Annotated in this window: 23 protein-coding genes; 8 read left to right on the forward strand and 15 right to left on the reverse strand. The window is 72.1% G+C overall.

What is annotated here, in order from left to right:
- Nucleotides 1-30 precede the first annotated feature (30 nt).
- A complete protein-coding gene (locus QSK36_RS14910) occupies nucleotides 31-1209 on the reverse strand; it encodes a trans-sulfuration enzyme family protein (protein WP_285782808.1) in 1179 nt (392 codons plus the stop codon).
- Nucleotides 1210-1322: 113 nt separating this feature from the next.
- Between QSK36_RS14910 and QSK36_RS14915 the strand changes: the two genes are divergently transcribed.
- Nucleotides 1323-2003 (forward strand): alpha/beta hydrolase, encoded by a 681-nt coding sequence (locus QSK36_RS14915; protein WP_183539314.1) that lies wholly within the window; start codon nucleotides 1323-1325, stop codon nucleotides 2001-2003.
- A 70-nt stretch (nucleotides 2004-2073) separates the two neighbouring features.
- On the opposite strand, the gene QSK36_RS14920 is transcribed toward QSK36_RS14915, so the two are convergent.
- The 5 genes from QSK36_RS14920 to QSK36_RS14940 form a co-directional block, all read right to left on the reverse strand.
- Entirely contained in the window at nucleotides 2074-3369 is a 1296-nt protein-coding gene (locus QSK36_RS14920) for an esterase-like activity of phytase family protein (RefSeq protein ID WP_285782809.1), read from the reverse strand.
- A gap of 86 nt (nucleotides 3370-3455) precedes the next feature.
- The gene (npdG, locus tag QSK36_RS14925) at nucleotides 3456-4127 is read right to left on the reverse strand and encodes an NADPH-dependent F420 reductase (RefSeq protein ID WP_285782810.1); all 672 of its coding nucleotides are present in this window, start codon (nucleotides 4125-4127) and stop codon (nucleotides 3456-3458) included.
- A gap of 75 nt (nucleotides 4128-4202) precedes the next feature.
- Nucleotides 4203-4970 carry an ABC transporter permease gene (locus QSK36_RS14930; protein WP_285782811.1) on the reverse strand — a complete coding sequence of 256 codons (768 nt, stop codon included), beginning with the start codon at nucleotides 4968-4970 and terminating at the stop codon, nucleotides 4203-4205.
- On the reverse strand, nucleotides 4967-5731 hold the full coding sequence (locus tag QSK36_RS14935) for a hypothetical protein (protein WP_285782812.1): 765 nt from the start codon (nucleotides 5729-5731) through the stop codon (nucleotides 4967-4969). Before QSK36_RS14935 ends, QSK36_RS14930 begins: the two co-directional genes overlap by 4 nt.
- Nucleotides 5728-6432 (reverse strand): ABC transporter ATP-binding protein, encoded by a 705-nt coding sequence (locus tag QSK36_RS14940; protein ID WP_285782813.1) that lies wholly within the window; start codon nucleotides 6430-6432, stop codon nucleotides 5728-5730. The genes QSK36_RS14935 and QSK36_RS14940 overlap by 4 nt, the downstream gene beginning before the upstream one ends.
- Nucleotides 6433-6564: 132 nt before the next feature.
- Between QSK36_RS14940 and QSK36_RS14945 the strand changes: the two genes are divergently transcribed.
- The gene (locus tag QSK36_RS14945) at nucleotides 6565-7419 is read left to right on the forward strand and encodes a sensor histidine kinase (protein WP_285782814.1); all 855 of its coding nucleotides are present in this window, start codon (nucleotides 6565-6567) and stop codon (nucleotides 7417-7419) included.
- Entirely contained in the window at nucleotides 7416-8090 is a 675-nt protein-coding gene (locus tag QSK36_RS14950; RefSeq protein ID WP_285782815.1) for a response regulator transcription factor, read from the forward strand. Before QSK36_RS14945 ends, QSK36_RS14950 begins: the two co-directional genes overlap by 4 nt.
- Before the next feature lie 81 nt (nucleotides 8091-8171).
- On the opposite strand, the gene QSK36_RS14955 is transcribed toward QSK36_RS14950, so the two are convergent.
- Nucleotides 8172-9320, reverse strand: coding sequence for a lipase family protein (locus tag QSK36_RS14955; RefSeq protein WP_285782816.1), 1149 nt, complete (start codon nucleotides 9318-9320; stop codon nucleotides 8172-8174).
- 131 nt (nucleotides 9321-9451) lie between these two features.
- On the opposite strand from QSK36_RS14955, the gene QSK36_RS14960 reads away from it, so the two are divergent.
- Entirely contained in the window at nucleotides 9452-10030 is a 579-nt protein-coding gene (locus tag QSK36_RS14960; RefSeq protein WP_182897376.1) for a hypothetical protein, read from the forward strand.
- 33 nt (nucleotides 10031-10063) lie between these two features.
- On the opposite strand, the gene QSK36_RS14965 is transcribed toward QSK36_RS14960, so the two are convergent.
- A complete protein-coding gene (locus tag QSK36_RS14965) occupies nucleotides 10064-11446 on the reverse strand; it encodes an FAD-binding oxidoreductase (RefSeq protein ID WP_285782817.1) in 1383 nt (460 codons plus the stop codon).
- 115 nt (nucleotides 11447-11561) lie between these two features.
- Between QSK36_RS14965 and QSK36_RS14970 the strand changes: the two genes are divergently transcribed.
- Entirely contained in the window at nucleotides 11562-12626 is a 1065-nt protein-coding gene (locus QSK36_RS14970; protein ID WP_285782818.1) for a helix-turn-helix transcriptional regulator, read from the forward strand.
- A gap of 39 nt (nucleotides 12627-12665) precedes the next feature.
- Here the strand turns inward: QSK36_RS14970 and QSK36_RS14975 are convergent, their stop codons facing one another.
- Nucleotides 12666-13625 carry a LysR family transcriptional regulator gene (locus QSK36_RS14975; protein WP_139578128.1) on the reverse strand — a complete coding sequence of 320 codons (960 nt, stop codon included), beginning with the start codon at nucleotides 13623-13625 and terminating at the stop codon, nucleotides 12666-12668.
- A 104-nt stretch (nucleotides 13626-13729) separates the two neighbouring features.
- Between QSK36_RS14975 and QSK36_RS14980 the strand changes: the two genes are divergently transcribed.
- The gene (locus QSK36_RS14980) at nucleotides 13730-14020 is read left to right on the forward strand and encodes a CBU_0592 family membrane protein (RefSeq protein ID WP_183539291.1); all 291 of its coding nucleotides are present in this window, start codon (nucleotides 13730-13732) and stop codon (nucleotides 14018-14020) included.
- An 87-nt stretch (nucleotides 14021-14107) separates the two neighbouring features.
- On the opposite strand, the gene QSK36_RS14985 is transcribed toward QSK36_RS14980, so the two are convergent.
- Complete coding sequence (locus QSK36_RS14985; RefSeq protein WP_225898484.1) at nucleotides 14108-14284, reverse strand: hypothetical protein; 177 nt, start codon at nucleotides 14282-14284, stop codon at nucleotides 14108-14110.
- A 43-nt stretch (nucleotides 14285-14327) separates the two neighbouring features.
- On the opposite strand from QSK36_RS14985, the gene map reads away from it, so the two are divergent.
- Nucleotides 14328-15176: a type I methionyl aminopeptidase gene (gene map / locus QSK36_RS14990; RefSeq protein WP_182897382.1), complete on the forward strand. Its 849-nt coding sequence runs from the start codon at nucleotides 14328-14330 to the stop codon at nucleotides 15174-15176.
- 121 nt (nucleotides 15177-15297) lie between these two features.
- Here map and QSK36_RS14995 read toward each other — a convergent pair whose 3' ends face one another.
- The 4 genes from QSK36_RS14995 to QSK36_RS15010 form a co-directional block, all read right to left on the reverse strand.
- On the reverse strand, nucleotides 15298-17292 hold the full coding sequence (locus QSK36_RS14995) for a bifunctional copper resistance protein CopD/cytochrome c oxidase assembly protein (RefSeq protein WP_285782819.1): 1995 nt from the start codon (nucleotides 17290-17292) through the stop codon (nucleotides 15298-15300).
- Entirely contained in the window at nucleotides 17289-17852 is a 564-nt protein-coding gene (locus tag QSK36_RS15000) for a copper resistance CopC family protein (RefSeq protein ID WP_183539287.1), read from the reverse strand. Before QSK36_RS15000 ends, QSK36_RS14995 begins: the two co-directional genes overlap by 4 nt.
- Nucleotides 17853-17972: 120 nt before the next feature.
- Nucleotides 17973-19271: a helix-turn-helix domain-containing protein gene (locus QSK36_RS15005; protein ID WP_139578124.1), complete on the reverse strand. Its 1299-nt coding sequence runs from the start codon at nucleotides 19269-19271 to the stop codon at nucleotides 17973-17975.
- A gap of 566 nt (nucleotides 19272-19837) precedes the next feature.
- Nucleotides 19838-21361: a PucR family transcriptional regulator gene (locus tag QSK36_RS15010; RefSeq protein ID WP_285782820.1), complete on the reverse strand. Its 1524-nt coding sequence runs from the start codon at nucleotides 21359-21361 to the stop codon at nucleotides 19838-19840.
- A 119-nt stretch (nucleotides 21362-21480) separates the two neighbouring features.
- Between QSK36_RS15010 and QSK36_RS15015 the strand changes: the two genes are divergently transcribed.
- Nucleotides 21481-23754 (forward strand): molybdopterin cofactor-binding domain-containing protein, encoded by a 2274-nt coding sequence (locus tag QSK36_RS15015; RefSeq protein ID WP_183539278.1) that lies wholly within the window; start codon nucleotides 21481-21483, stop codon nucleotides 23752-23754.
- Between the two features lie 71 nt (nucleotides 23755-23825).
- On the opposite strand, the gene QSK36_RS15020 is transcribed toward QSK36_RS15015, so the two are convergent.
- A complete protein-coding gene (locus QSK36_RS15020) occupies nucleotides 23826-24524 on the reverse strand; it encodes a hypothetical protein (RefSeq protein WP_285782821.1) in 699 nt (232 codons plus the stop codon).
- Nucleotides 24525-24530 lie beyond the last annotated feature (6 nt).

Genomic DNA, 24530 nt, shown 5'->3' on the forward strand with positions numbered 1-24530 from the left:
GGCGGCGGGGGTCGTCCCCCGCGAGGCGTCTCAGATCGCGTCGAGCGCCTGGGCGAAGTCGGCCCACAGGTCCTCGGCGTGCTCGATGCCCACGGCCACCCGGACCGTCCCCTCGCCGATGCCCGCCGCGGCCAGGCCCTCGGCGCTCACCGTACGGTGCGACGTGGTGGCCGGGTGGAGGATCAGGGTCTCCACGCCGCCGAGCGAGGGCGCGAGCAGCGCGAGCCGCACGTTGCGCATGAACGCCTCGCCGACGGGACGCCCTCCGGCGAGGTCGAAGGAGAACACGCCGCCGAAGTCGGGCAGGAGCTTCGCCGCGAGTTCGTGCGACGGGTGGGAGGGCAGGCCCGGCCAGTGGACCGCGGCCACGGCCGGATGCCCGGCGAGCCGCGTCGCGAGCACGCGGGCGTTGGCGCAATGGCGCTCCATCCGCAGCGGCAGCGTCTGCATCCCCCGCAGGGTCAGCCACGCGGCGAACGGGTCGGCCGTCGCGCCGAGCTCCACCGCGTACGACCACACCCTGCGGTACACGTCCTCAGAGGCGAACACGGCGATCCCGCCGACGACGTCGGTGTGCCCGGACAGATACTTGGTGACGGAGTGCACCACGATGTCCGCGCCGTGCTCGATGGGGCGGCACAGGACCGGCGAGGCGAAGGTGTTGTCGACCACGGTGAGGATCCCGGCCTCTCGCGCCGCCGCGCACATCCCCGGCAGGTCGGCCACCTGCGTCATCGGGTTGGCGATGGTCTCCAGATACAGCAGCTTCGTCGTGGGCCGCACGGCGGCGCGTACGGCCGCGGGGTCGTCCTCCGGCACGCGGGTGACCTCGACGCCGAAGCGCTCCGCCAGGTCGGCCAGCGTCTGCGCGGTGGCGCCGTACAGCGCCGACTGGGCGATCACGTGGTCGCCCGACTTCAGCAGGCCGAGCAGCACCGAGTTGATCGCGCCCATGCCCGAGCCGGTGGCCACGGCGGCCACGCCGCCCTCCAGGCCGGCGACCGCCTCCTCCAGCGCGCGCACGGTGGGGTTGGAGAGCCGGCCGTAGACGTAGGCCCCGTCGGGCCGCCCCATGCCGTCGGCGAAGACGGCCGGGTCGTCGAAGACGAACCCCGAGGTCTGGTAGATCGGCATGGAGATCGGCGTGCTGGCCTCGGGCGTGGGCCGGGGCAGGTGGACGACGCGCGTTTCCGGATGCAGGGAGCTCATGTCGTCCAGAATTACCCAGAAAAGCCGTTCTTGTCAGGTTGGCCACCCGACGACCGGTTACGCGGCGAGCGGAGAATGCGTCCGGCGCCGCCGCCCACGGCGAGGATGAGGGGATGGACGTCAGCTTCCTCCTCGTGCACAGCCCCTCCGTCGGTCCCTCGACCTGGACCCCCGTCGCCGAGATCCTGCGAGCGCGCGGGCACACCGCCGTGGTGCCGCGGTTGACCGACGTGACGGCCGGTCCGCCGCCCTACTGGCCGAGGGTGGTGAGCGAGGTGGCGGCGAGCGCGCCGCGCGGGCCGCTGGCCGTCGTGGCGCACAGCAACGCCGGGCTGTTCGTGCCGCTGATCGCGCAGGCCCTCGCCGGGCAGGTCGCCGCATGCCTGTTCGTCGACGCCGCTCTGCCGCCGCGCAGGGGCGTGTGCCAGGCGGCGGAGCCGGAGCACCTCGCCTTCCTGCGCTCGCTCGCCGACGACGCGGGCGTCCTGCCCCGCTGGACCGACTGGTGGCCCGAGGACGACGTCGCCGCCCTCCTGCCCGACCCGGTGGCCCGCCAGGTGGTCGTGGCCGAGCAGGCGCGGCTGCCCCTCGCGTACTACCTGGAGGAGATCCCGGTGCCCGCCCGCTGGGACCACCTCAGGAGCGGCTACCTGTGGTTCGCGGACATGTACGCCGCCCTCGCCCACGAGGCCGGGGAGCGCGGCTGGCCGGTCGCCCGCATCCCCGGCGAGCACCTGCACCAGCTCGTCGCGCCGGAGGCGGTGGCCGACTGGCTGCTCGCCAGCGTCGCGTAGCCGCGCCCGTGAGCGCGCCTCAACGGGCGCGCTCAACAGCGCACTCAGCGGGCGCGCTCAGTGGGCGCGCTCAGTGGGCGCCGAGTGCGCGAGGGAGCCGGACAACGACGAGACGGTTCGGCACGCCGCTGTCCACCAGCCTGCCGTCGGGGCCGAAGTCGCCGAGGCCGAAGTCGTTGTCGTTGGCCAGCGCGATCGTGCGCGGGCCCAGCACCGCAAGCCCCTCGATCTTGCCGGGCAGCGACGGCACCAGCGCGTTCGGCTCCAGCACCAGCGACTTGGCGGGCAGCCTGAGGCCGGACGCGCCGGTCAGCGCCTCCAGGGACGGAGTGGTCTTCGGGTCGTCGTACGGCCCGCCGAGCAGGTTCGTCGCCTTCGCCAGGTCGATCGCGTACACCCGCGCGACGTTGTCCGTGCGCTCGTCCGCGAGCAGGCGGTCCCGGCCGGCGTACGCCAGACCGGAGATCTTCATCTCGCTCTGGTCGCCGTTCACCTTCGGATCGAAGGTCGTGACGTCCTCGAACTGGTACGGGTACTCCCCGGTCACCTTCCGGCCGCGCAGGTCGAAGGTGAGGATGCGCCCGAACCGCGACTTCTTCGCGGCTTTCTTGTCGGGGTTGGGCAGCGGGCTCTGCACGGCCAGGTACAGCGTGCGCTGGTCGGACGAGATCGCGAGGCCCTCGAAGCCGCGGTTCTGCTGGCGGCTCGCCAGGATCGCGGGCAGCGTCTCCTTCACCGGGTAGTCCGCGCCCGTCAGCCCGAGCCCCGCTGGGATGTGCCGCTCCAGCACCCGGCCGTCCGGCGACACCCGCACCAGCGACGGGCCGTACTCGTCGACCAGCCAGAAGTCGCCGTCGCGGGTGCGTACGAGGTCCTCGACGTCCAGCCCGCTCGGGTTGTACGGCAGAACCGTGCGGCCGTCCCAGGTGTAGGGCGTCTCGTCGTGCCCCGCCTGGTTCGACAGGCCGGTCACGGGCTTGCCGGAGGCGCCGACGATCGGGATGTACTGCTTGATCTTCGCCGTGCCGCCGGCGAGGGCGACCCGGACGATCGCCGGAGCGAACTCGGGCACCGGGAAGGTCCGGCGCTTCTCCCCGTCCACGGTCGGCTGGCCGTTCGGGCCGCGGTCGGTGACGAGCCAGAACTCCCCGGCCCGGCCGGCCGGGAACAGGCCGCTGCCGACGCCGCCGAGCCGCACGCCGCGGTCGTCCGCGATGGACGGCTGCACCTGCTTCAGCGCGGGGGCGGGGAGCGTGACGTCGGCGACGACGACGGGGCCCTTGGCCGGATCGGCGGCGGCCGTACCGGCGGTGGTGAGGGTGAGCGCGGCGGCGATCGCCAGACCGGCGGAGACGTGACGTAGCACTGGAGACCTTTCAGACAGCGACGACAGCGCCCGAAGGTAGTGAACGACCACGTCTCCGACGTGACGATCAGATGAAGCGCGGATGGCTAGACGTCGGTCACCCGGATGCCGGCGTGGGCCTTGTATCGGCGGTTGATCGAGATCAGGTTCGCCGTGAGCGCCTCGACCTGGTGGGCGTTGCGCAGCCGGCCCGCGTAGACGCCCCGCGCGCCGGGGATGCGGCCAGCGAGCGCGCGTACGACGTCGGTGGCCTCGCGGTCGTCGCCGAGCACGAGCACGTCGAGATCGATCTCGGCCACCGACGGGTCGAGCAGCAGCACCGCCGACACGTGGTGGAAGGCCGCGACCACCCGGCTGCCGGTCAGCACCGCCGCCGCCTGCTGCGCCGCGCTGCCCTCCTCCACGGGCAGCGCGTACGCCCCCTGCTTGTCGAAGCCGAGCGGGTTGACGCAGTCCACCACGATCTTCCCGGCGAGCGGTTCGCGCAGAGACTCCAGCAGTGCCTTGTGCCCCTCCCAAGGCACGGCGACGATCACGACGTCCGCCTCGGCCGCCACCTCGGCGTTCGAGGCCCCGCGTACGCCGATCTCACGCGCCGCCTCCTGGGCGCGCTCGGCGCTGCGCGAGCCGATCAGCACGGTGTGCCCGGCCAGCGAGAACCGGCGGGCCAGTCCCTTGCCCTGGTCTCCGGTCCCGCCCAGGATGCCGATGGTCAGCGCGGAGACGTCGGGCAGATCTGCGGAGGTGTGCTCAACCATGGGTCAGATCATGCCAGCAGGCGAGCGCCGCGACCTCTCCGGGGCGTCCCCGCCACGGTGTCCGATGGTCGCGTTTCACATATCCCATCGGCGGTATCCGAGCACGACAACAGCCATGAGGACGGCGGTCCAGGCCATGAGGAGCAGGGCACCGTGCACCGGTGTCACCGCGCCCGCGTCGTCGGCCGGCGGGAACCACATGGCGACTCCGGCGCTGTCCGGGAGGTATTTGGCCGCGGAGACATGGTCGCGCAGGAGCGGCCCGGCGATGAAGAGATACCCCAGCAGGACGACGACCGCCGCGAGCGTCTGACGCGCGAGGGCGCCGACGGCCGCGCTGATCAGCGTCGTGAGCGCGAGATACGCGGTCACACCGCTCAGCGCCCCCGCGACACGGCCCGAGGTCACGGGCGCGGCCGCGTCGCCGAGCACGCCGGCCGCGAGCACGACTCCGGACGCAGCCGTGATCGCCGCCGCGGGAAGCACGACGATCGCCAGCGCGACGTGCTTGGCGGCGAACTGGAGGGCGCGACGGGGCATCGCGGTCAGCGTGGTGCGAATCTGCCCGCCGGTGTACTCGGAGCAGGCGGCCAGGACGCCGAGCACGACGAAACCGGCCTGCGCGTAGCCGATCGACGCCAGTCCGATGCCAGGAGCGCTCCCGGTTCCGGTCGAACCCCGCAGACCGGCGATCGTGAACGCGATCGCGAGGATCAGATTCACTGCGAGAGTGCCTCCGAGCGTGAGCCAGGTCGCCGGAAGAGACACGAGCTTCGACAGCTCCGCCGCGAGCGCGCGGGCTCCTTCCCTGCCACGGGTGCGAGTCGTCGGGGGTACCGTCATGCGTCCCTCCGCGTGAACGAGATCACGGCGATCACGAGCAGCACCGTCACCCAGGCGGTCATCACCAGGCATCCGGTGAGCGGGCTGATCTCGGCGGTGCTGTCGGCGAGCTTCCGGATGAACATACGGACTCCGGCCATGTCGGGCAGATAATTCGCCAAGGGTGTGATCTTGGTCAGCAGGTAGGTGACGGAGACGACCGAGGTGTTCGCGGTGAGCACCGCGAGCGGAATGACCCCGTGGCGGGTGAGCACGGTGATCGCGGAGGCGAGGAGCGCGGTGTACACCCAGTAGCAGACCACACCGGCCAGCCGTGGAACGTCGTCCGCTCCCCAGGCCGGAGCGTGCTCGCCGAGCACCACCCGGACGACGCTCATGGTGATCACTGTCGCGGTGATCGCGAGCAACGCGCCGCTGATCGCGATCGCGGACATCTTCGCAAGCAGGAAGCGGGGGCGGGAGGGAACGACGGTCAGGCTGGTGGTGATCTGACGCCCGCCTCCGGATTCCGCGCTCTCGGTGACGTACTCGCCGCTGACACCGACGACGCCGAGAATGATCGCTCCGGCCACGCCGAAAGCCAGCTCCTGGTAGCCGATGTCGGTCGCGGCATTCGCCGCGGCGCCCCGGGTGATCGCGCCGAGGGCCGAGGAGGCGGTGATCGCGGCGACGACGCCCGGCACGAGCACCCCGGCGGCCGCCGCGATCCACACCGCCGGCAACGAGGCGAGCTTCGAGGCCTCCGCCGCGAGCGCCCTCATGGGGCGCCACCGGTGGTGAGGGCGAAGAACGCGTCCTCAAGGGTGCCGTAGGGGCCGGTGACCTCGTCGAGGGTGCCGTCCGCCACGACCTTGCCCTCGTTGACGACCACGACGTCGTCCGCTGTCGCCGCGAGCTCCCCCATCAGGTGGCTGGACAGCAGCACGGTCCGGCCGGACGCGGCGCGTTCGCGCAGGAAGGTCCTGATCCACCGGATGCCGTCCGGGTCCAGCCCGTTGACCGGCTCGTCCAGGACCAGAATCTCCGGGTCGCCGAGCAGCGCCGTCGCCAGCCCGAGGCGACGCCCCATGCCCAGGGAGTAACCGCCGACCCGCTTCGACGCCGCGTTCGTCAGGCCCACGATCTCGAGCACCTCGTCGACGCGCGCACGCGGCAATCCGGCGGAGCGGGCCACCCACCGCAGGTGCGCCCGGCCCGTCCGCGCCCGATGCGCGCCGGAGCCGTCCAACATGGCCCCGACCGTGGCGAGCGGGTCACGAAGCTTCACGAACGGGACGGAACCGATGAGCGCCGTGCCGGAGGTCGCCCGATCCAGGCCCAGCAGAATGCGCAGTGTGGAGCTTTTGCCCGCGCCGTTCGGGCCGAGGAGCCCGGTCACTCTTCCGGGGCGGGCCTGGAAGCTGATGCCGCTCAGAATCTCTGCGGAACCGCGCCGCTTGACGAGATTGTCGATCGTAATCACGTCCACATCTGAACGCGGAGCGCCACCTCCGGTCATCGGACCGACGACCGGACTCGGTTTCGCGGCTCAGACCCAGATCTCTCGGACCCTGGTCCGATGCGCCGTTCGGGGGCACGTCCGTAGATTGAGAGCATGGGGGCCGACCAAGCACTTCCGAGACGCGGGCGGCGAGTCTGGCCACTGGCCATCGCCGCTCACGTCGTGCTGTTACTCGTCCTTCTCACGGTCAGCCGCGGAGGTCTCGCCGCGGTCGTTCTCCCCGTCGTCATCGCCGCGCTGGCGTTGGCGGTCACCGTGTGGGCGGCGTTCCACGCGCGCCAGCAGCGGATCGCGTACGAGGCGCGGCTCACGGCGTGGGCCGGCGAACGCGCGGCGCAGGCCGAACGGCTCCGGATCGCGCGCGAGCTGCACGACATCGTCTCCCACGGCCTCGGCCTGATCACTGTACGGGCGAGCGCGGCACGCTATCCCGGCACGGGGGACGACACCTCTGCGGCGCTGGCGGACATCGAGCGCATCGGGCGGCGGACCACGACGGAGCTACGCCGCCTGCTCAAGGTGCTGCGTGACTCGACCGATGTGGCCGCGCCTCTGCGGCCCGCCGAGTCCTTCCACGACCTGCCGGCCATCATCGAGGATGCCGAAAGGGCGGGCCCGGCCGTCACTCTCAAGCTCGGCGAGATCGACGACATCAGCTCCGGGGCACAACTCGCGGTCTGCTCCATCGTGCGCGAGGCCCTCACGAACACCGCTCGGCACGCAGGACCCACCAGCGCGAACGTGTACGTCCGTCGCGACGGCGACTGGATCGTCACGAGCGTCTGGGACGAGGGCCCCGTGGACGGATGGACCCCGCACCCGGGAGCCGGGCACGGAATCGAGGGGCTGAGGGAACGCGTCACCGCGATCGGCGGGACCTTCGACGCCGAGCACGTCGAGAACGGCTTTCGCGTCACCGCCCGTATCCCTGAGGCTGGAATGTCATGAATGACGGCGGAACCTCGATTCGCGTCGTCATCGCCGACGACCAGCCCTTGCTGCGCCACAGCCTCGCCGCCGTCATCAACGCCAATCACGACATGACGGTGGTCGGCGAGGCGGGCACCGGCGATGAGGTCGTCAGGCTCTGCGCCGAGTTGCGCCCCGACGTCGTGCTCATGGACATTCGGATGCCGGGCACCGACGGAATCGCGGCCACCCGCCGCGTCACGGCCGACGCGGGAATCGGATCCGTGAAGGTCATCGTGCTCACGATGTTCGAGCTCGACGAGTACGTCCGCGCCGCCCTCCACGCCGGCGCCAGCGGCTTCCTCCTCAAGGATTCCCACCCCGACACGCTCCTTGACGCGATCCGCCGGACTCATCGGGGCGAATCGCCGTTCGCCCCGAAAGTCCTCACCCGCATGATCGAGGCCTACATCGCCCAGCCACCACGCGCGAAGCCGGCGAGCCTGGACGCTCTCACCGCGCGGGAGACCGAGGTCCTCACCCTGGTCGGTCGCGGGCTCTCCAACGACGAGATCGCGGCGAGACTCACGATCTCGATCAAGACCGTCAAGACCCATGTCGGCAACCTGCTGAGCAAACTCCAGGCACGAGATCGCGCACACCTCGTCATCGCGGCCTACGAGGGCGACCTCGTCCACTCGACTCGCTGAAGCGCGCGGGCGATCTTCTTCATGGCCACCGCCCGGCGGTTCCGCGGTCGCGGAGACCGCCGGCGGTGGTTTCCGGGGCGCTCAGCAGTTCGGGATCGCGGGGAGACCGGCGACGCGGGTGGCCAGCCACGCGACCGCCAGCGGGCCGCCCTCGACCGCGCCGAGCACGTGGCTGCCGGCCGGCAGGCTGGTCCACAGGACGTTCACGCCCTGAGCGCAGTACTCCTTCCGCAGGGTTCTGCCCACCTCGTACGGGATGATCTCGTCACCCTTGGCGTGGTAGAGGAACAACGGCACCCGCGGCGCGGACGCGCCGAGGCGGTTCTCGGCGAGGCGGGCCCGCCAGTCCGGCAGGTTCAGCACGTCGGCGGTGGTGAACTCCGCCAGCCGCCGCCCGCCGAATTCGGCCCGCAGGTCGCTCACGCAGTCGTCGCGGGCGTCGCCGAACAGCGCCGCGCCCTCGGGGGTCAGGTAGCTCTCCAGGTGCAGCTCGGGATAGGCGGCGTCCAGCCCGATGCCGGCGGCCGCGGCGAGCCCGAAGTCGCCGGTGCCGTCCAGGTGGTCGGCCACGGCCCGCAGGTCGGCCGGCACCCCGCCGGCCGCGACGCCCTTGAGCCGCAGCTCGGGCGCGTACGACGGCTGGAGCTGGGCCGCCCAGGCCGCCGACGACCCGCCCTGCGAGTAGCCCATGACCACGACGGGAGCGCTGCCGGACAGGTTCGCGCCCGGCACCCGCGTCGCCGCCCTGATCGAGTCGAGCACGGCGTGCCCCTGCGACAGGCCCGCCATGTACGTGTGATCGCCCGGCGTGCCGAGACCCTCGTAGTCGGTCACCGCGACGGCCCAGCCCTTGAGCAGCATCAGGCTCATGATGGCGAGCTCGGCCTCGGTGCCGCTCGCCATGGCGGCCGACGGGGCGCACTGGTCGCCCATGCCGTGCGTGCCTACGGCGTACCCGGCGATGGGCCGCTTGCCGAGGGGGTACGGGGAGTCGGGCACGAGCAGGGTGCCCGAGACGACGTCCGGCTCTCCGGTGGCGGAGGTGGACCGGTAGCGGAGGTGCCATGCCTTCACCGGCACCTCCAGCAGCTTGCCGGGCACGAGGTAGACCGTCGTACGGCTCGCTTCGACGACGTCCCCGGCGGAGGTCGCGCGTGCGGTGCCGCCCAGTGCGGGCAGCAGTAGGAGAGCCCCGATCATGGACAGGGTGGCACGAACGCGAAGGTTCATGAAGCCGCCTTCCGGCTGTTGGATCACGTTCGAGGATCGGCGCCGTGGGCTGATCGTTACCTGACGGTAACGGTGTGTCAAGGACCCAATTGGCGGGACTTCACGCGCTCATGTCAGGCACCATGACGGTCATGGACGCCGCATCGGTGAACCTGTTGCGCGAGGTGCTCGCCTCCACCGGATGGCTCGAACGCACCCGGGAGCTCGGCCTGGCCCTGCGGGCCACCCGGTCGCCCGGGGGGCTCCTCGTCGTCGGCACCCCCGAGGACGAGCCGTGGCATGTCACCGCCCACCTCACGGACGAGGCCCGGCTGTCGGGGCTCGCCCAGCTCTCCCCCACGCTCGTCCGCTGGGCGCCGCCGCCGGGCGCGCCCGCCCACCTGCGGGTCGGGATGGAGCGCCTGCGAAGCGCCGGCAGGGGCGAGACGCTGTTCGTGGTCGCCGAGCAACGAGCCCCCGTGCCCCTGCTCGAGCGCGTGGACGACGCCCGTCGCACCGGCGCCACGATCCTCGCCATCGACGGCGGCGACCCCGAGCTGGAGTCCCTGGCCCACGACGCGATCGCCGTGCCGGCCGAGGGGGCCGTCCTGAGCTTCGACGCGGCGCAGCACCTGGTGAGCAGCGCGGCCGGGGAGGTGCGGCGGCTCGGCCTGCGGGAACGCCTCGCCCGCCTGGCCGAACGGATCACCGGCCCCCACGTGAGCGACTGAGGTCGGGCCGGGTTCCCGGTCCCCCAGCGCGTCTCAGGCGCCTGCGGGTGGGATGTTCTGGTTCAACGCGAAGACGTTGTCCGGATCCATACGCGCCTTGAGCCGGGTCAGACGGCTCCAGCTGCCGGGCAGATACGCCTCTCGGATGCGGCCGCCGCCCTCGTCGCCCAGGTGGTTGACGTAAGTGCCGTGGGCCCACGGCCGGGTGGAGTTCCACGTCTCGCCCACCCAATGGCGGTGCCGCTCGGGGTCCTCGGCCGGGTCCTCCCACGTGGCCGCGATCATCGTCATGTAGTCCGCCGACCGGTGACCGAAGGCCGTCGCCTCCGGGTCCCTGTCGGCGATGGCGCCCCCGAGACGGCGGAGCAGCACCTGGTTCAGGGGCGACGACGGGTGGGTGCCGTGGTGGGCGAGCGCGGCGACGGCCTCGTCCGGCAGGCCATGGAGGAAGTCGGAACGCACGTACTGCTGCCGCCCGGGGACGTTCGCGTCGTCGAGCATCCGCTGCAGGCCGGCGTACCCGGTCACCCCGAAGGTGTCGACGAGCGGCCGTCCGAGGCCGCGCAGCGACGCGGTCAGCTCCCGACCTGTGCCGTGCGGGCCGAAGTAGGCGGCCGCGATGCCGACGACGGGCCTGCCGACGGCCTCGGCGGGCACGAAGGGCGCCGCGGGAGCGGACACCAGCGCCGCGACCAGGGACAGCTCGCGCGGCGCCCGCTCGCCGACCTGGTGGAAGGCGTGGAGGGCGTCGCGGGCGAGTTCTCCCGGATACATCACCATGCCCGCCCACGCGGGAGCGACCGGGTGAAGGCGGAAGGTGAACCGGGTGACGATGCCGAAGTTGCCGCCGCCGCCGCGCAGCCCCCACATCAGCTCGGGGTCGGTGTCGTCGTCGGCCGTTACGACGTTCCCGTCCGCGGTGACCAGCTCGACGCCGAGGAGGTTGTCCGCGGCGAGGCCGTGTAGCCGGGACAGCCAGCCGATGCCGCCGCCCAGCGTGAGGCCCGCCACTCCGGTGTCGGAGATCTCACCACCGGGTGTGGCGAGTCCCTCCGCCTGCGCCGCCGCGTCGAACTCCCGCCACAGGACCCCCGGGTCCACGTCCGCGAGGCGAGCCGCCGCGCGCACCGCGATGCCCTTCATAAGGCTGAGGTCGATCATCAGCCCGCCCTCGACCACCGAGTAGCCCGGGATGCTGTGGCCCCCGCCGCGCACCGCGATCGGGAGGTCGTGGCGGCGGGCGAAGACCACCGCGGCGGCCACGTCCGCCGTCGAGCGGCACCGGGCGACGAAGGCGGGCCTGCGGTCGATCGAGCCGTTCCAGATCCGCCGCACCGTGTCGAAGTCCGCGTGGCGTGGGGTGAGCAGTTCGCCCTCGAAACCGTCGAGGGCGGGAGCGGGGACGCCGATGATCATGTCAGTTCTCCTGTCTGTCGCGGTGACGCGCCAAGACTGGAGCAGGGCGGTGCGCGGGCGGCATCCCTCAAGTGAGGGATGGTTCGGACGCGGGATCCGCGCCCATACTGGCGCCGTGAGAAGTGCGACAGTGCGGGACGTACGGGAGGCGGTGGCCGATCTGTCTCGCCGGGCGGACTCCCCGCTGGCGCTCGAGCGAGCGGTGGCCGCCCAGGTGACCCGGGTGGTTCCGGCCGATCTGTGGTGTGCGCTGACCATCGACCCGGACACACACAACATCAGCGGCGGCTTCCACGACGAAGGACTGCCGTTCCGGTTGCTCGGCCGGTTGACCGAGATCGAGCAGCAGGAGACGGACCCGGACGTCCTGACCATGCGCGAGCTGGTCCGCGGCGGCGTGGTCGCACGCACCCTGACGCAGGCGACGGGTGGCGACCTCGAGCGCAGCCACCGCTTCCGCGACGTGCTGAGCCCGTCCGGCGTCAGGCACGAGGTCCGCATCGCCTTCCGGGCGCAGGACGGCCGGGTGTGGGGTGCGATGGTCCTGATGCGGGGCAGCGACGTCCCCGATTTCACGGCGCGGGAGCTCGGCGTCCTGCGCGGGATCAGCCACGTCGTCGCCGACGGGCTGCGCCGGGCCACAATGCTCTCCGAACGGCCGACGGCCGACCATGGCGGGCCCGGCCTGCTGCTGTGCAGGGTGGCGGCCACCGTCGTGGTCGATCACGTGTCGGCGTCCGCCCGGCGGCTGCTCGACGAGATCGACGACGGCCGCCTCGGCGATCTCCCGTACACGCTGGCGTCGCTGGTGCACGCGGCGCACCGGCGCAGCGTTTCCGGCGCCCCGCATCGCGTCCGGATGCGCGTCCGGACCGGACGGTGGCTGACCGCGCACGCCGAGCGTCTCGGGGAGGATTCGGTCTCCGTCATCCTGGAGGCCACGCGCCCGCACGAGATCATGGAGCTGCTCGCCGACGCTTACCGGCTCACCGCCAGGGAACGGCAGATCGCCGCGCTCGCCGGGCGGGGGCTCACCAACAAGGAGATCGGCTCGGTCCTCTTCCTGTCGGCGTTCACCGTGCAGGACCACCTCAAGGCCGTCTTCACCAAGACCGGCGCCCGAAGCCGGTCCGAACTCGCCGCCCTCCTGCACGGGCACCCTGCGACGCCACCGGAGTGACCGAGCGCCGCCGGCCGCGCGGGTGCGGCCGGCGGCGGGTCAGGGCGTGGGCGAGCCGAGCGGGGCGCGGCTGAGCTCGCGCACCCGCCGGTCCACCGCCTCGGCCGCATCGCCCAGCACCTCGATCACCACGGCCTGCATCGGGTCGGGCTCCCCCGACGTCGTACGGCTCACCCTGGTCAGCGCCTCGATCCTGCGGCTGCCCACGCCGCGGATGCCGGTGACGACCACCTCGCCCGGCGGCACGTCGAGCAGCGCCAGCGACGGCACGATCGCCACTCCGTGCCCCGCCGACACCAGCCCGAGCACGGGCGGGAACTCCGCGATCAGGTGAACCCGGCGCGGGACGAACCCGTGGAGCTGGGCTAGCCGTTCGAGCGCCTGCCCGCACGCCTGGTCCGGCACTCCGGCCACCCACGGCAGGTCCACGAGGTCGGCGACGGTGGCGGGCACCTCGTCCCACGACGGCGGGGCGACGATGCGGTATTCGTCGTCGTAGAGGCGGTGCCGGGACATCGACGGCAGCGACGCGGCCGGCTGGCTCATGTCCCGTTCCGTCACGACCAGGTCCACGCCGCCGAGGCGCAGCTCCTGCACCGCGCCCGGCCCGAACAGCTCGTGGATCACGGGTGTGATCCGCGGGTGCCGTACGGCCAGCTCGCGCAGCGCGGGGACGAGCAGATGCCGGATCACGGTGGGGAACGCCGCGATCGTGACCGGCCCGGACAGCCGCTCGGCGAAGCGGTTGAGCTCGTGCCTCGCCTCGGCGAGCTGCTCCTCGATGCGCTCGGCGTACGCGGCCAGGACCCGTCCGGCCGGAGTCAGCGTGACCCTGCGCTGCGACCGGTCGAACAGCGCGAGGCCGACCTCCCGCTCGAGCTGGGCGAGCTGCTGGGAGACGGCCGAGGGCGTGAGGTGCAACGCCTGCGCGGCCTTCATGACGCCGCCTCTGCGGGACACCTCGTGCAGGATCCGCAGCCGCCGCGGGTCGATTTCCATGCAGCAGATCTTACGTTCGAATTAAGAATCCTTCACTTGCTCTTCACTCTGCAGGGGGCAGATCATCAGGTCATGAGCATTTCCGTGGACGGCGAACCGTCCTGATGTCCACCTTCATCGCGATCATCGGCGCCGCGGGCGCCGTCGTCCTCCTGTTCGCGTACGCGATGGTGTCGTCCGGCAGGATGTCCGCGGACGGGCTGCCCTACCAGCTGCTCAACTTCGGCGGCGCGGCCACCTTGATGATCAACAGCGCGTACCACTCGGCCTGGCCCTCGGCGATCCTCAACCTGGTGTGGAGCGGCATCGGCGTGTGGACGCTCGGCCGGCTCGTCGCCCGCCGCGCCACGGCCCGGCGGCACGCGGCCGAGCCCGCCCCGGCCCCAGGACCCTGAGACAGGGCACGGTGAGAGCCACCCGGGACGGTGAGACCCGGGGCGGGTGAGCCGGGGAGAACCGGGCCAGGGGAAGGGGTCAGGGGATCAGTCGTCCCATTCCTTGTCCTGCTCGGTCCAGCGTTTGTTGCGCTCGGCCGCCGTCTGCAGGGCGTGGGCGGCGGTGTCGCGGGAGTCGTAGGGACCGAGCCGGTCCTTGTTCGGGCAGCCCTTCTCGGGCTCGACGCTCATGTGCTTCAGGCAGAACCACCATTGATCGCTCACGTCCTTAATCGTGCCCCCTTGACGCGCAACTAGACTTGGCCGCATGACCACGCTGCTCCGCCCCGGGCGAATCTCGCCCATCCGTAAGGTTCCCGCCCACATCCCCCGGCCCGAGTACGTGGGGAAGGCCGAGCCCAAGAAGGGCGACAGCGACATCCAGACCTCCGAGACCATCGAGAAGATGCGGATCGCGGGCCGGATCGCCGCGCAGGCGCTCGAGGAGGTCGGCAAGCACGCCGCCCCCGGCGTGACGACCGACGAACTCGACCGCATCGGGCACGAGTTCCTCTGCGACCACGGCGCCTACCCCTCGACGCTCGGCTACCGCGGCTACCCGAAGTCGCTGTGCACCTCGATCAACGAGGTGATCTGCCACGGCATCCCGGACGACACCGTGCTGCGCGACGGTGACATCGTGAATGTGGACATCACCGCCTACATCGGCGGCGTGCACGGCGACACCGACGCCACCTTCCTGGTCGGGGAGGTCGACGAGGAGTCCCGTCTGCTGGTCGAGCGGACCCGCGAGGCGATGATGCGGGCGATCAAGGCGGTCGCGCCGGGCCGCCAGCTCAACATCGTCGGCCGGGTGATCGAGGCGTACGCCAAGCGCTTCGGCTACGGCGTCGTCCGCGACTTCACCGGGCACGGCATCGCGACCTCGTTCCACTCCGGGCTCATCGTCCCCCACTACGACGACCCCTCGCTGTCGGTGACCCTGGTGCCGGGGATGACGTTCACGATCGAGCCGATGCTGACGCTCGGCACGATCGACTACGAGATCTGGCCCGACAAGTGGACCGCGGTGACCAAGGACCGCAAGCGGACCGCGCAGTTCGAGCACACGATCGTGGTGACCGAGACGGGTCACGAGATCCTCACCCTGCCGTAGGAGCTCCGGAGCGGTGCCGCGGCGCCTCGCCGGTGCTCCGGCGGAGGCGCCGCGTGGTTTCGGCGGGCGGTTTCGGCGGACGGACGATCACCTGCGGGCACAGCCCGCCGAGGCGGGCGGCCTACTCGGCGGCCCTGTCCCGCCTGTTCAACCTCGCCAGGTAGTCGTTGTAGGCGTCCAGCTCCGCGTCCCCGGTGCCACCGGACTTGGCCGCCGCGGCGTCGGCCCGGCGGTCGGCCCGGCGCGCGACGCGCTCGTCGTCGCGCCACCACTGGTAGCCGAGCGCGAGCAGCACGATCAGCGTGGGGATCTCGCCGAAGGCCCAGGCGATTCCGCCGCCGGCCTGCTGGTCGGCCAGCGAGGAGACGCCCCAGGTGCGCCCGAGCTGGTCGTAGTATCCGGACGCGAGCACCGTGCCCATGCTCATCAGGGCGATCCCGAAGAACGCGTGGAACGGCATGGTCACCATGAGCAGCAGCAGCCGCCCGACGTGGGGCAGCTTGTGCGGCGCCGGATCCACGCCGATGATCACCCAGAAGAACAGCGAGCCGCTCAGCAGGAAGTGCACGGTCATCGCGATGTGACCGAGGTGCTCCTCCATCGCGGCGGCGAACAGCGGGGTGAAGTACAGGGCGAACGTCGACACCACGAAGATCGCGGTCGCGATGGCGGGGTGGCTGACGAACTTCAGGACCCTGCTGTGCAGGATCACCGTGAGCCACTCGCGTGGTCCCCGGTCGCCCCGGCGGGCGGCGGGCTTGAGCGCGCGCAGCGCCAGCGTGACCGGCGCGCCGAGCACCAGGAAGATCGGGACCAGCATCGACAGGATCATGTGCTCGGTCATGTGCACGCTGAACAGCACGGGCGAGTAGCGCGCCACGCCGCTCTGCGTGCTGAGGACGAGGATGACGACGCCGAGGTACCAGCTGACCGTGCGGCCCTGCGGCCACCGGTCGCCCCGGCGGGCCAGCCGTACGACGCCCGCGCCGTACAGACCGGCCATGACGACGGCGAGCACGGCGAAGAACAGGTCGAACCACCACAGCGTCACCAGGTTGGCGAGCGTCACCGGCGGCGGAACCAGGTAGCCGAGCAGCTCGTAGGCCCGGTCGACCGGCGTGTCGACGGGTGGCGGGGCGGTCCGCGACAGCGCCACGGCCAGGCCGATCGTCGCCCCCATCAGCAGGACCTCGCCGAGGGCGAGGCGGAGGAAGGCGTGCGGCTCCCCCGCCGACAGCCTCGGCAGCGTACGGCCGCGGTGGCGCCAGCCGAAGAACCCGAGCACGGCGAACGCGACGATCTTGGCCAGTAGGAGCAGGCCGTAGTTCGAGGTGAACAGCTCGCCGACCGAGGTGAGGCGCGACGCGGCGGCGGCGAGCCCGGAGACGCCGACCCCGGCGAAGCACCACAGCGCCATCCGGGAGAAGCGCGCGGCGGCGACGTCCAGGAGCGGCTGCCCGCGCAGCGCGTGCACGCAGACCACCCCGAGACCGCCCACCCACAGGGCCAGGAAGAGCAGGTGCATGGCCACCGAGGTGGTGGCCAGCCCGTGGTTGGGCGAGGTGGCCTGGTGCCCGGTGAGCGCGGGCGGCAGCAGCGTCACGAGCGCGAAGACCAGCAGCCCCCCGGCGGCGCCCGCCGTGATCGCGCCCCGGGCGAACAGCGCGATGGCGACGGCGAACAGCACGACCAGGGTCAGCGCGATGCCCTGCGGCACCTGGCTGGCGTAGCTGGTGAGCTCGTTGCCGGCGAGGATCTGCCCCACCGGCGCGCCGAGGGTCTCCGACAGGCTGAAGACCAGCGCCACCGCCGCGGCGACCGCCCAGGCCAGCGCGGACCACGACGCGCCCTTCACGTAACTTTGTGCCTGTTTGCCGAGCAGTCCCTTGTCGTTGGGCAGGAACGCCGCGGCCGCGGCCAGCAGGCCGACGGTCAGGACGCCGGAGACGTCCATCGCGAGCTTCGACAGCGGCAGCATCCAGCGGGTCAGGGTGCCCTCGTCGGGCAGGCCGGGGATGATCCGCGGCGTCGCGGCGCCGCCGAGCACCATCGCGATGACGAGTGCGCCGACGGCCGCGCAGAGCGCCGCGGCGGTCAGGCGCACCGCCCTGTTCACGGCTTCTTCCGCAGGCTCAGGAACATCCCGATGCCGACGCCGGCGATCCCGAAGATCACCGCCCAGATCCACCCCGGAACGCCCCTCTGCCCTCCGTCGTCGGCCTGCGCCGCAGGTGCCGTCGCGGGCGCGGCGGCCGCCGGCGCGGACGTGGAGGACGTGTCGCCGGGAGCGGCCGCCGAGGTCGCCGCCCCCACCGACTGATCGCCGACCACGGTGAACGGGATCTCCCCTTCGAGCGGATGCCCGTCGGGAGAGACCACCCGCCAGGCGATCGTGTAGCGACCCGGGGGAACCGGCTCGGTCACCGCCTCGGTGACCTTGGGCCCGTCGACGACCGGGTCGCCTTTCTCATAGCGCTTGCCGTCCTCGCCGCGGACGATCACGACCGGGAACTGAACGGAGTCCGCGAACTCGAGCGTGACCTTTTGCAAGGTCTTGACCTGGGCGTTCTTCTGCGGGTCGCTACTCTTGAGCGAGGTGTGCGCCTGGGCCGGCGCGGCACACAGCAGGAGAGCCGCCACGAGCGCGGCGAATGCGGCGAGGAAGGGTCTCTTCATGGCACCTCCCAGGCTACCGACGCGGGGGTCCGGTCCATACCTCGCATCGGAAGACTGGGGATAACCCGAGGACATCCCTGGTGCGGGCCCCGCCGAGGAGGCCCGCCCTCGGGGTGGGCGTCAGAGCCCGGCGCAGGCGAGCGCCTGCTGGTAACTGGACATGCTGGGCTCGTGCTCGCCCAGCCGGGCCTGCATCTCGGCGACCGACTGCCACCTCTCGGCGATCGTGCGGGTCACCGGCAGACGGCGCAGCCGCTCGGCCGCGGCCTGCAGCTCCGCCAGCGCCTCCTGGTCCAGCCGCTGCATCCAGTACGCCTGACCCAGCACGAGACAGGCGTCCGCGGCCACAGCAAGGCTGCTGCCGTCCGCCAGCAGCGACTGCGCCTGCCGCGCGTGCTCGACGGCCTCGACCGGACGCCCCAGCGCCATCTGCGCACGGGCGATGTTCAGCTCACAGCGGGCGATCGCCGTCTTGCCCGCCGACGACTCCTTCAGCTCACGCAGCGCGCGCTCCGACAGCTCCTTGGCCATGAGGGCCTCGGCGGGACGCACCTGGAGGAGAAGCATCGCGAACTGCGAGCGGAGCCGGGCGAGGTTGCGGGGCTCTCCGTTCTCCGACTGCACCGCGAGGGCGCGCTCGACCAGGGACATGGCCTCGTCTCCGTTGCCGGACGCCTGGGCGGTGAGAGCCGCGTTCCAGCACGCGGCCACCATGGACGTGGGCGTCCCCAGGAGCTCGGCCGCGGCGAGGAGCTCGGCGGCGAACTGCCGGGCGCGGAGGAGATCGCCGCGCTCGACGTACACGAACAGAAGGGTCGAGCCGAGCTCCACAGTGACGTCCGTCCACTGGGGGCGGGAGGTGGCCAGCCCGAGCGTCGACTCGCCGACGCGGACGGCGGCCTGGAGGTCGCCGAGCTCCCGGTAGCACCGGCACAGCGCGATGGCCACCTGGACCCGCCGCTCGAGCGACTGTCCGTCCGCCTCCTCGCCGCTGAGGGACTCGAGCACGGTGATGGCCTCGGGGAAGTTCCCGCAGGCCTCCGTCGCCAGGGCGTACCCGTACTGGGCGTCCCTGCGCAGCGACGCCAGCCCGGCCAGGTTCTTGTCGGCGAGCAGCTCCGCGTAGCGCGACCTGGCCTCCGTCAGGTCGCCGTTCTCCAGGGCCAGCTGGGCGAAGCGGAGGCCCAGCTCGATCTCCTCCATCTGCTCGGCGGTGACGCCGTTGACCAGATAGGTGAGCGAACAGTCGAGTTTCTGGGCGAGAAGCTCCAGGACCGCGGGGGTGGGCGTGCGCTTGCCACTCTCGATCAGCGAAACGTAGCTGTCGGACAATTCGGGATGAGCGAGCTGCGCCTGTGAGAGACCCCGCTGCCGACGAATGGCCTTGATCCGCTCGCCGACCATGCCTTGACTAGTCACACGCACCCCTTGAGAAGATGAAGGCCGGACAGTCGTCCCCCATGAAGGAGATCCTCATGCGCCGCCTTTCACTGTTCACCCTGGCTGCTCTCATATCGCTCAGCCTGGCACCTGCCGCTCATGCTACGGCCGCAACCGGCTCCGCGTCAGTAGCAGTCTTGTCCGCGGAGCCCTGCTGCTGATCCCCCACCATCGAGCCTGTTGAGGCACCGCCATCCAACGGCCTGTCCGGTCCCGAGCCCGCACGATTTCCGCGTTAGCGGCCTGACCAGGCGGGCTCTCGCCCGCCTCGATGCATGCGGGATCAGGCACCCCCCACCAGGCGGCGAGAACGGCGACGGCCTGTCGTGCCCCCATGAGCTCTGTGGTGCCCCCATAGCGCGGCATCGCGCCGTAGGCCGCGACGATGTCGGGCCTACGGCGCCCGGCCGTTCGGGCCGGGGCCGGGTCGTTTTTCAGCGTAATAAGTGATCGCGGAAAACATAAGAGGCGGATCTGAATCCAGAGCGGACGCCCCGCCTTGACCTGCTCTCTCCCGGCGATCTTCGTCCCGTCCGGCCCGGAGACTAGCCGGCGCGGAGGGCGAGGAAGAGGTCGACGCGGTCGGCCATGGACGACAGATCCTTGCCGGTCAGCTCCTCGACCCGCCTGATCCGGTAGCGCACCGTGTTGACGTGCACGTGCAGCCGCTCGGCACAGGCGTTCCACGATCCCGTGCAGTCGAGAAACGCGCCGAGCGTGCGCACCAGTTCGGCCCCGTGCCGCCGGTCGTAGTCGAACAACGGCCCGAGCAGCCGTCCGGCGAACGAGGACCGCACGTCGCCGGGCACGGTCGCCAGCAACAGCGCGTGGGTGTAGATCTCGTCGCTGGTGACCACTCCCCCGCCGCGCGCTTCGGCCATCCGCCGGGCGTGGCCCGCCTCCTCCACCCCTCCGCGGATGGCCTGCGGCCCGGTCAGCGCGCCGCTCAGCCCGGCCGACACCGTGATCGAGGGCAGGCCGCCGGCGAGCACCGCCGTACGGGCGCGCAACCACGCCGCGAGTGCCTCGCGATCGCTCCAGGGGGTCTCGTCGCGCAGGGGGACCAGCGCCACCGACGCGTCGGCGCCCGCGGCGGCCACCACCCCGCGGTCCAGCAGCTCCTCCACCACCTGACCGCCCAGCAGGGCGCGGTCGGGGCCGTCCGTCGCCCCGTGCCTGCTCGCCGTCGCGGCGACCACCGCGTACGGCTCGGCCGGGTCGATGCCGCACGTCCGCAGCCGGGCCGACAGCTCCGCGAGGTCGCCGCCCGCGCAGGCCAGGGCGATGAGCTGCTCGGCCAGCCGGCGCTCCACCCGGCGGCCCTCCTCCGCCCGCGTCCGCTCCATCGCGACGCACGCCGCCAGCTCGTAGCCGATCTCCACGTCGACCTCGCCCCGGCAGACCAGGGCCCAGCCGGCGGCCCGGTGCGATCGGTCCACGGCGAACAGCGTGAACGGCCCGCCGCGGTCCACGACGACCGGCAGGCGGACGGCGGCGAGATAGTCGCGGGCCAGCCGTACGGCCTGCTCCTCGGGCAGCGCGCCCGCGACGACCGCGCCACAGGCGGACACGACCGCGGCCGTGACACCGAGCTCGGCCTCCACCAGGGCGAACAGCTCGCCGAGCCCGGCCCCTTCGGCCACCGCCGCGACGATCCTGCGGTGCCGCCCGAGGGCGCCGCGCAGGTCGCCCACCTGGGCGGCGGCGACGCGCCTGCCGACGAGTTCGGTGACCGCTCCGAACGACACCTCGACGGGCACTTCGAGCAGCGGCAGCCCGCGTGCCCGGCACGCCTCCACCAGGTCGTCGGGGACCGTGCCGAGCCGCGCGTCGCCCGCGCCGAGCGCGGCCACGCCCGCCTCGGCCAGAGCGTCGACGAACCGGGCGGAGTCCTTGGGCGACTGACGCCACATCAGGCCGGTCAGCACCAGTTCGCCGCCCGACAGGTACCGCCGGGGATCGGGCAGGTCGGTGATGAGCACGCCCTTGATCTCGCGGTCCAGCGGCTCGTCGCCCGTGAGCAGGGTGAGCCGCAGTTCCGGGACGGCGAGCAGATCATGCAATAGCACGACAGACAGCGTATTTGGAGATATCTACAAGCATCGACTACGCCCGTCCCCGGGTTTCATGGCCGCGCCGATAGGCCCCGCCCCCGCCCGGTTGCTGTACTACGACGGTGGAGCGGCGGATGGCGACTGAGACGGCGACGGGGACGGCGACCGCAACGGGGCGGCGTTCCGGCCTCGGCGAAAGCGCGCCGCGCCCCGACGGCACCCTGAAGGTGACCGGAGAGTTCGCGTACTCCTCGGACCTGTGGCTTGAGGGCATGCTCTGGGGCGCCACGCTGCGCAGCCCGCACCCGTCCGCGTGGATCCGCACGATCGACGTCGGCCCCGCGCTCGCGATGCCCGGCGTGTTCGCCGTGCTGACCCACGAGGACGTGCCCGGGGAGAAGTTCTACGGGCTGGATCGCCGCGACCAGCCGGTGCTCGCCGTCGACCAGGTCCGCTACCAGGGCGAGCCCGTGGCGATCGTGGCCGCCGACCATCCGGAGACCGCGCGCCGTGCCGCCGCCGCGATCGTCGTGCGCTACGAGGAGCGCGAGGCGGTGACCGACCTCCGCCGGGCCGCCTTCGACCCGTCCTGTCCCGCCGTCCACCCTGCCGTCCACCCCGGGAGCGATCAGGGCAACCTCGTACGGCACCAGCCGGTGAGGGTGGGCCGGATCTTCGAGGCCGAGGTGGTCGTCACAGGCGAGTACGAGGTCGGCATGCAGGACCAGGCGTTCCTCGGGCCGGAGTCGGGCCTGGCCGTGCCCGCCGAGGACGGCGGGGTGGACCTGTTCGTCGCCACCCAGTGGCTGCACGTCGACCAGGACCAGGTGGCGCCGTGCCTGGGCCTGCCGAAGGAGAAGGTGCGGCTGACGCTCGCCGGGGTCGGCGGCGCGTTCGGCGCCAGGGAGGACCTGTCGATGCAGGTCCACGCCTCGATGCTGGCGCTGCGGACGGGCCGCCCGGTGAAGATGGTGTACGGCAGGGAGGAGTCGTTCTTCGGCCACGTCCACCGGCATCCGGCGCGGATGCGCTACGAGCACGGCGCGACGGCCGACGGGCGGCTCGTCTACGTCAAGGCGGAGATCCTCCTCGACGGCGGTGCCTACTGCTCGTCCACGCCCGCCGTGGTGGGCAACGCCGCATCGCTCGGCGTCGGTCCGTACGAGGTGGGCAACGTCTGGATCGACGCGTACGGCGTCTACACGAACAACCCGCCCTGCGGGGCGATGCGCGGGTTCGGGGCGGTCCAGGCGTGTTACGCGTACGAGTCGCAGATGGACCGGCTCGCGGCGGCCTGTGGGCTGTCACCGGTCGAGATCCGCGTCCGCAACGCGGTGTCGCAGGGGTCGCGCCTGGCCACCGGGCAGCTGATCGACAGCCCCGCGCCGCTCGCGGACATGCTCAGTGAGCTGGCCGCGATGCCGCTGCCGCCGGAACCGGCGGATGAGCCCGACCTGCGCCTCCTGCCGGGCGGCGTCGCGCAGACGACGCACGGCGAGGGCGTGCGGCGCGGCGTCGGCTACGGCGTCGGCATCAAGAACATCTGCTTCTCCGAGGGCTTCGACGACTACTCGACCGCCCGCGTGCGGGTCGAGCTCGCCGGCGACGAGCCGCACGTGCTCGTGCACACCGCCGCCGCCGAGGTGGGCCAGGGGCTCGTCACCGTCCAGGCCCAGATCGCGCGTACGGAGCTCGGGATCGCCAGGGTCACGGTCGCCCCGGCGGACACCGCGGTCGGCTCTGCCGGGTCCTCCTCGGCCTCCCGCCAGTCGTACGTCACCGGCGGGGCGGTCAAGACGGCCTGCGAGGCGGTGCGGGCGCGCCTCGACGCGCTGCGTGCGGCGCATCCGGAGCTGTCGCTGGAGGAGGTGCTTGAGCGGTTCGGGCCGGTCGAGGAGACGCGGGAGTATCGCCACCGGCCCACGTTCCCCATGGACCCCGTCACCGGCCGGGGCGACTCCCACACGCAGCTCGCGTTGTGCGTGCACCGGGCCGTGGTCGACGTGGACGTCGAGCTCGGCCTGGTCAAGGTCGTCGAACTGGCCGCCGTGCAGGACGTCGGGAAGATCCTCAATCCGCTGGCCCTGGAAGGGCAGATCCACGGCGGCTCCGCGCAGGGCCTGGGCCTGGCGCTGATGGAGGAGATCCAGGTCAGGGACGGCCGGGTGCTCAACCCCTCGTTCACCGACTACCTGATCCCCACCATCCTCGACATGCCGCCGATGCGGTTGTCGGTGCTGGAGAACCCCGACCCCCACGCGCCGTACGGCCTGCGGGGTGCGGGCGAGCCGCCCACGCTGTCGTCGACCCCGGCGGTGGCCGCGGCGGTCAGGGCCGCGACCGGGCTGGATCTCTCCCGTGTCCCGATCCGGCCCGAGGACATCGCGCTCTCGCCCGTCGCCGGCTGAGCCCCGCCGTCGTACTCGGCGCGGCTGGGGTCAGTCGGCTGAGGTTGGTCGGCCGGGGTTGGTGGCTCGGATCAGTCGGCGATGTAGCCGATGGAGGTCACCTCGTAGCCGCGGCTCTTCGAGCCCCGCACGTGCATGAACATGCCGCCGCCCTCGTAGGAGTAGGCGCAGCTGTAGCCCTTGGGCTCGGAGCTGCAGCCCTGGAAGAAGTACTTCACACCCTTCGGGTCGTACTTCGTCCGGAACAGCGTCTTGACCGCCGTGGTCGTGGCGATCTCCAGGCCCCGGTTGCGGTCGCCCGCGCGCCAGGCGTCGAACAGGTACTTGGCCGCGGCGGACGGCTTGGCGATGTGGCGGGACTCGTACACCTTCGTGACCTTGGCGCCCGACACGACCATAAGGACCCCGTCGAGCCCGCCCGGCACACGCACGCTGGTGTGGACGAACCGGCAGGCGTTGCCCGAGCAGCCCGCGAACTCGTCCGGGGCCCGGAAGGGGTAGGAGAAGAGCGTGGAGACCGCGCCCGCGGTGGCGACCCGGGATGCCGCGTGGCGGTCCGCGCGCAGCCAGGCGCCGAACAGCTTCTTGGCGACGGCCGCCGGTGCGGCCGTGCCGTGCGCGGATGCCCGGGCGGGAGCCTGCACAGGGGCATGCACTGGGGCATGCGCGGTGTGCGCGAGAGCCGGGGCGGCGGCGAGCGGGGAGGCGGGGACCAGGAACGCGGCGGTCGCGGCCGTGGCGGCCGCGCCTCGCAACCATCGTGCTGACACGCGCCG

Source organism: Microbispora sp. NBRC 16548 (assembly GCF_030268985.1).
Lineage (GTDB): Bacteria > Actinomycetota > Actinomycetes > Streptosporangiales > Streptosporangiaceae > Microbispora > Microbispora catharanthi.

What these genes read in the sequence shown, in the direction of transcription:
- QSK36_RS14965 (WP_285782817.1), bottom strand. Translation starts at nt 11,446, where the DNA reads ATGATCATCGGCGTCCCCGCTCCCGCCCTCGACGGTTTCGAGGGCGAA.
- QSK36_RS14950 (WP_285782815.1), top strand. Translation starts at nt 7,416, where the DNA reads ATGAATGACGGCGGAACCTCGATTCGCGTCGTCATCGCCGACGACCAG.
- QSK36_RS14915 (WP_183539314.1), top strand. Translation starts at nt 1,323, where the DNA reads ATGGACGTCAGCTTCCTCCTCGTGCACAGCCCCTCCGTCGGTCCCTCG.
- QSK36_RS14910 (WP_285782808.1), bottom strand. Translation starts at nt 1,209, where the DNA reads ATGAGCTCCCTGCATCCGGAAACGCGCGTCGTCCACCTGCCCCGGCCC.
- QSK36_RS14980 (WP_183539291.1), top strand. Translation starts at nt 13,730, where the DNA reads ATGTCCACCTTCATCGCGATCATCGGCGCCGCGGGCGCCGTCGTCCTC.
- QSK36_RS14960 (WP_182897376.1), top strand. Translation starts at nt 9,452, where the DNA reads ATGGACGCCGCATCGGTGAACCTGTTGCGCGAGGTGCTCGCCTCCACC.
- QSK36_RS15015 (WP_183539278.1), top strand. Translation starts at nt 21,481, where the DNA reads ATGGCGACTGAGACGGCGACGGGGACGGCGACCGCAACGGGGCGGCGT.
- QSK36_RS14935 (WP_285782812.1), bottom strand. Translation starts at nt 5,731, where the DNA reads ATGAGGGCGCTCGCGGCGGAGGCCTCGAAGCTCGCCTCGTTGCCGGCG.
- QSK36_RS14930 (WP_285782811.1), bottom strand. Translation starts at nt 4,970, where the DNA reads ATGACGGTACCCCCGACGACTCGCACCCGTGGCAGGGAAGGAGCCCGC.
- QSK36_RS14955 (WP_285782816.1), bottom strand. Translation starts at nt 9,320, where the DNA reads ATGAACCTTCGCGTTCGTGCCACCCTGTCCATGATCGGGGCTCTCCTA.
- npdG (WP_285782810.1), bottom strand. Translation starts at nt 4,127, where the DNA reads ATGGTTGAGCACACCTCCGCAGATCTGCCCGACGTCTCCGCGCTGACC.
- QSK36_RS15000 (WP_183539287.1), bottom strand. Translation starts at nt 17,852, where the DNA reads ATGAAGAGACCCTTCCTCGCCGCATTCGCCGCGCTCGTGGCGGCTCTC.
- QSK36_RS14975 (WP_139578128.1), bottom strand. Translation starts at nt 13,625, where the DNA reads ATGGAAATCGACCCGCGGCGGCTGCGGATCCTGCACGAGGTGTCCCGC.
- QSK36_RS14945 (WP_285782814.1), top strand. Translation starts at nt 6,565, where the DNA reads ATGGGGGCCGACCAAGCACTTCCGAGACGCGGGCGGCGAGTCTGGCCA.
- map (WP_182897382.1), top strand. Translation starts at nt 14,328, where the DNA reads ATGACCACGCTGCTCCGCCCCGGGCGAATCTCGCCCATCCGTAAGGTT.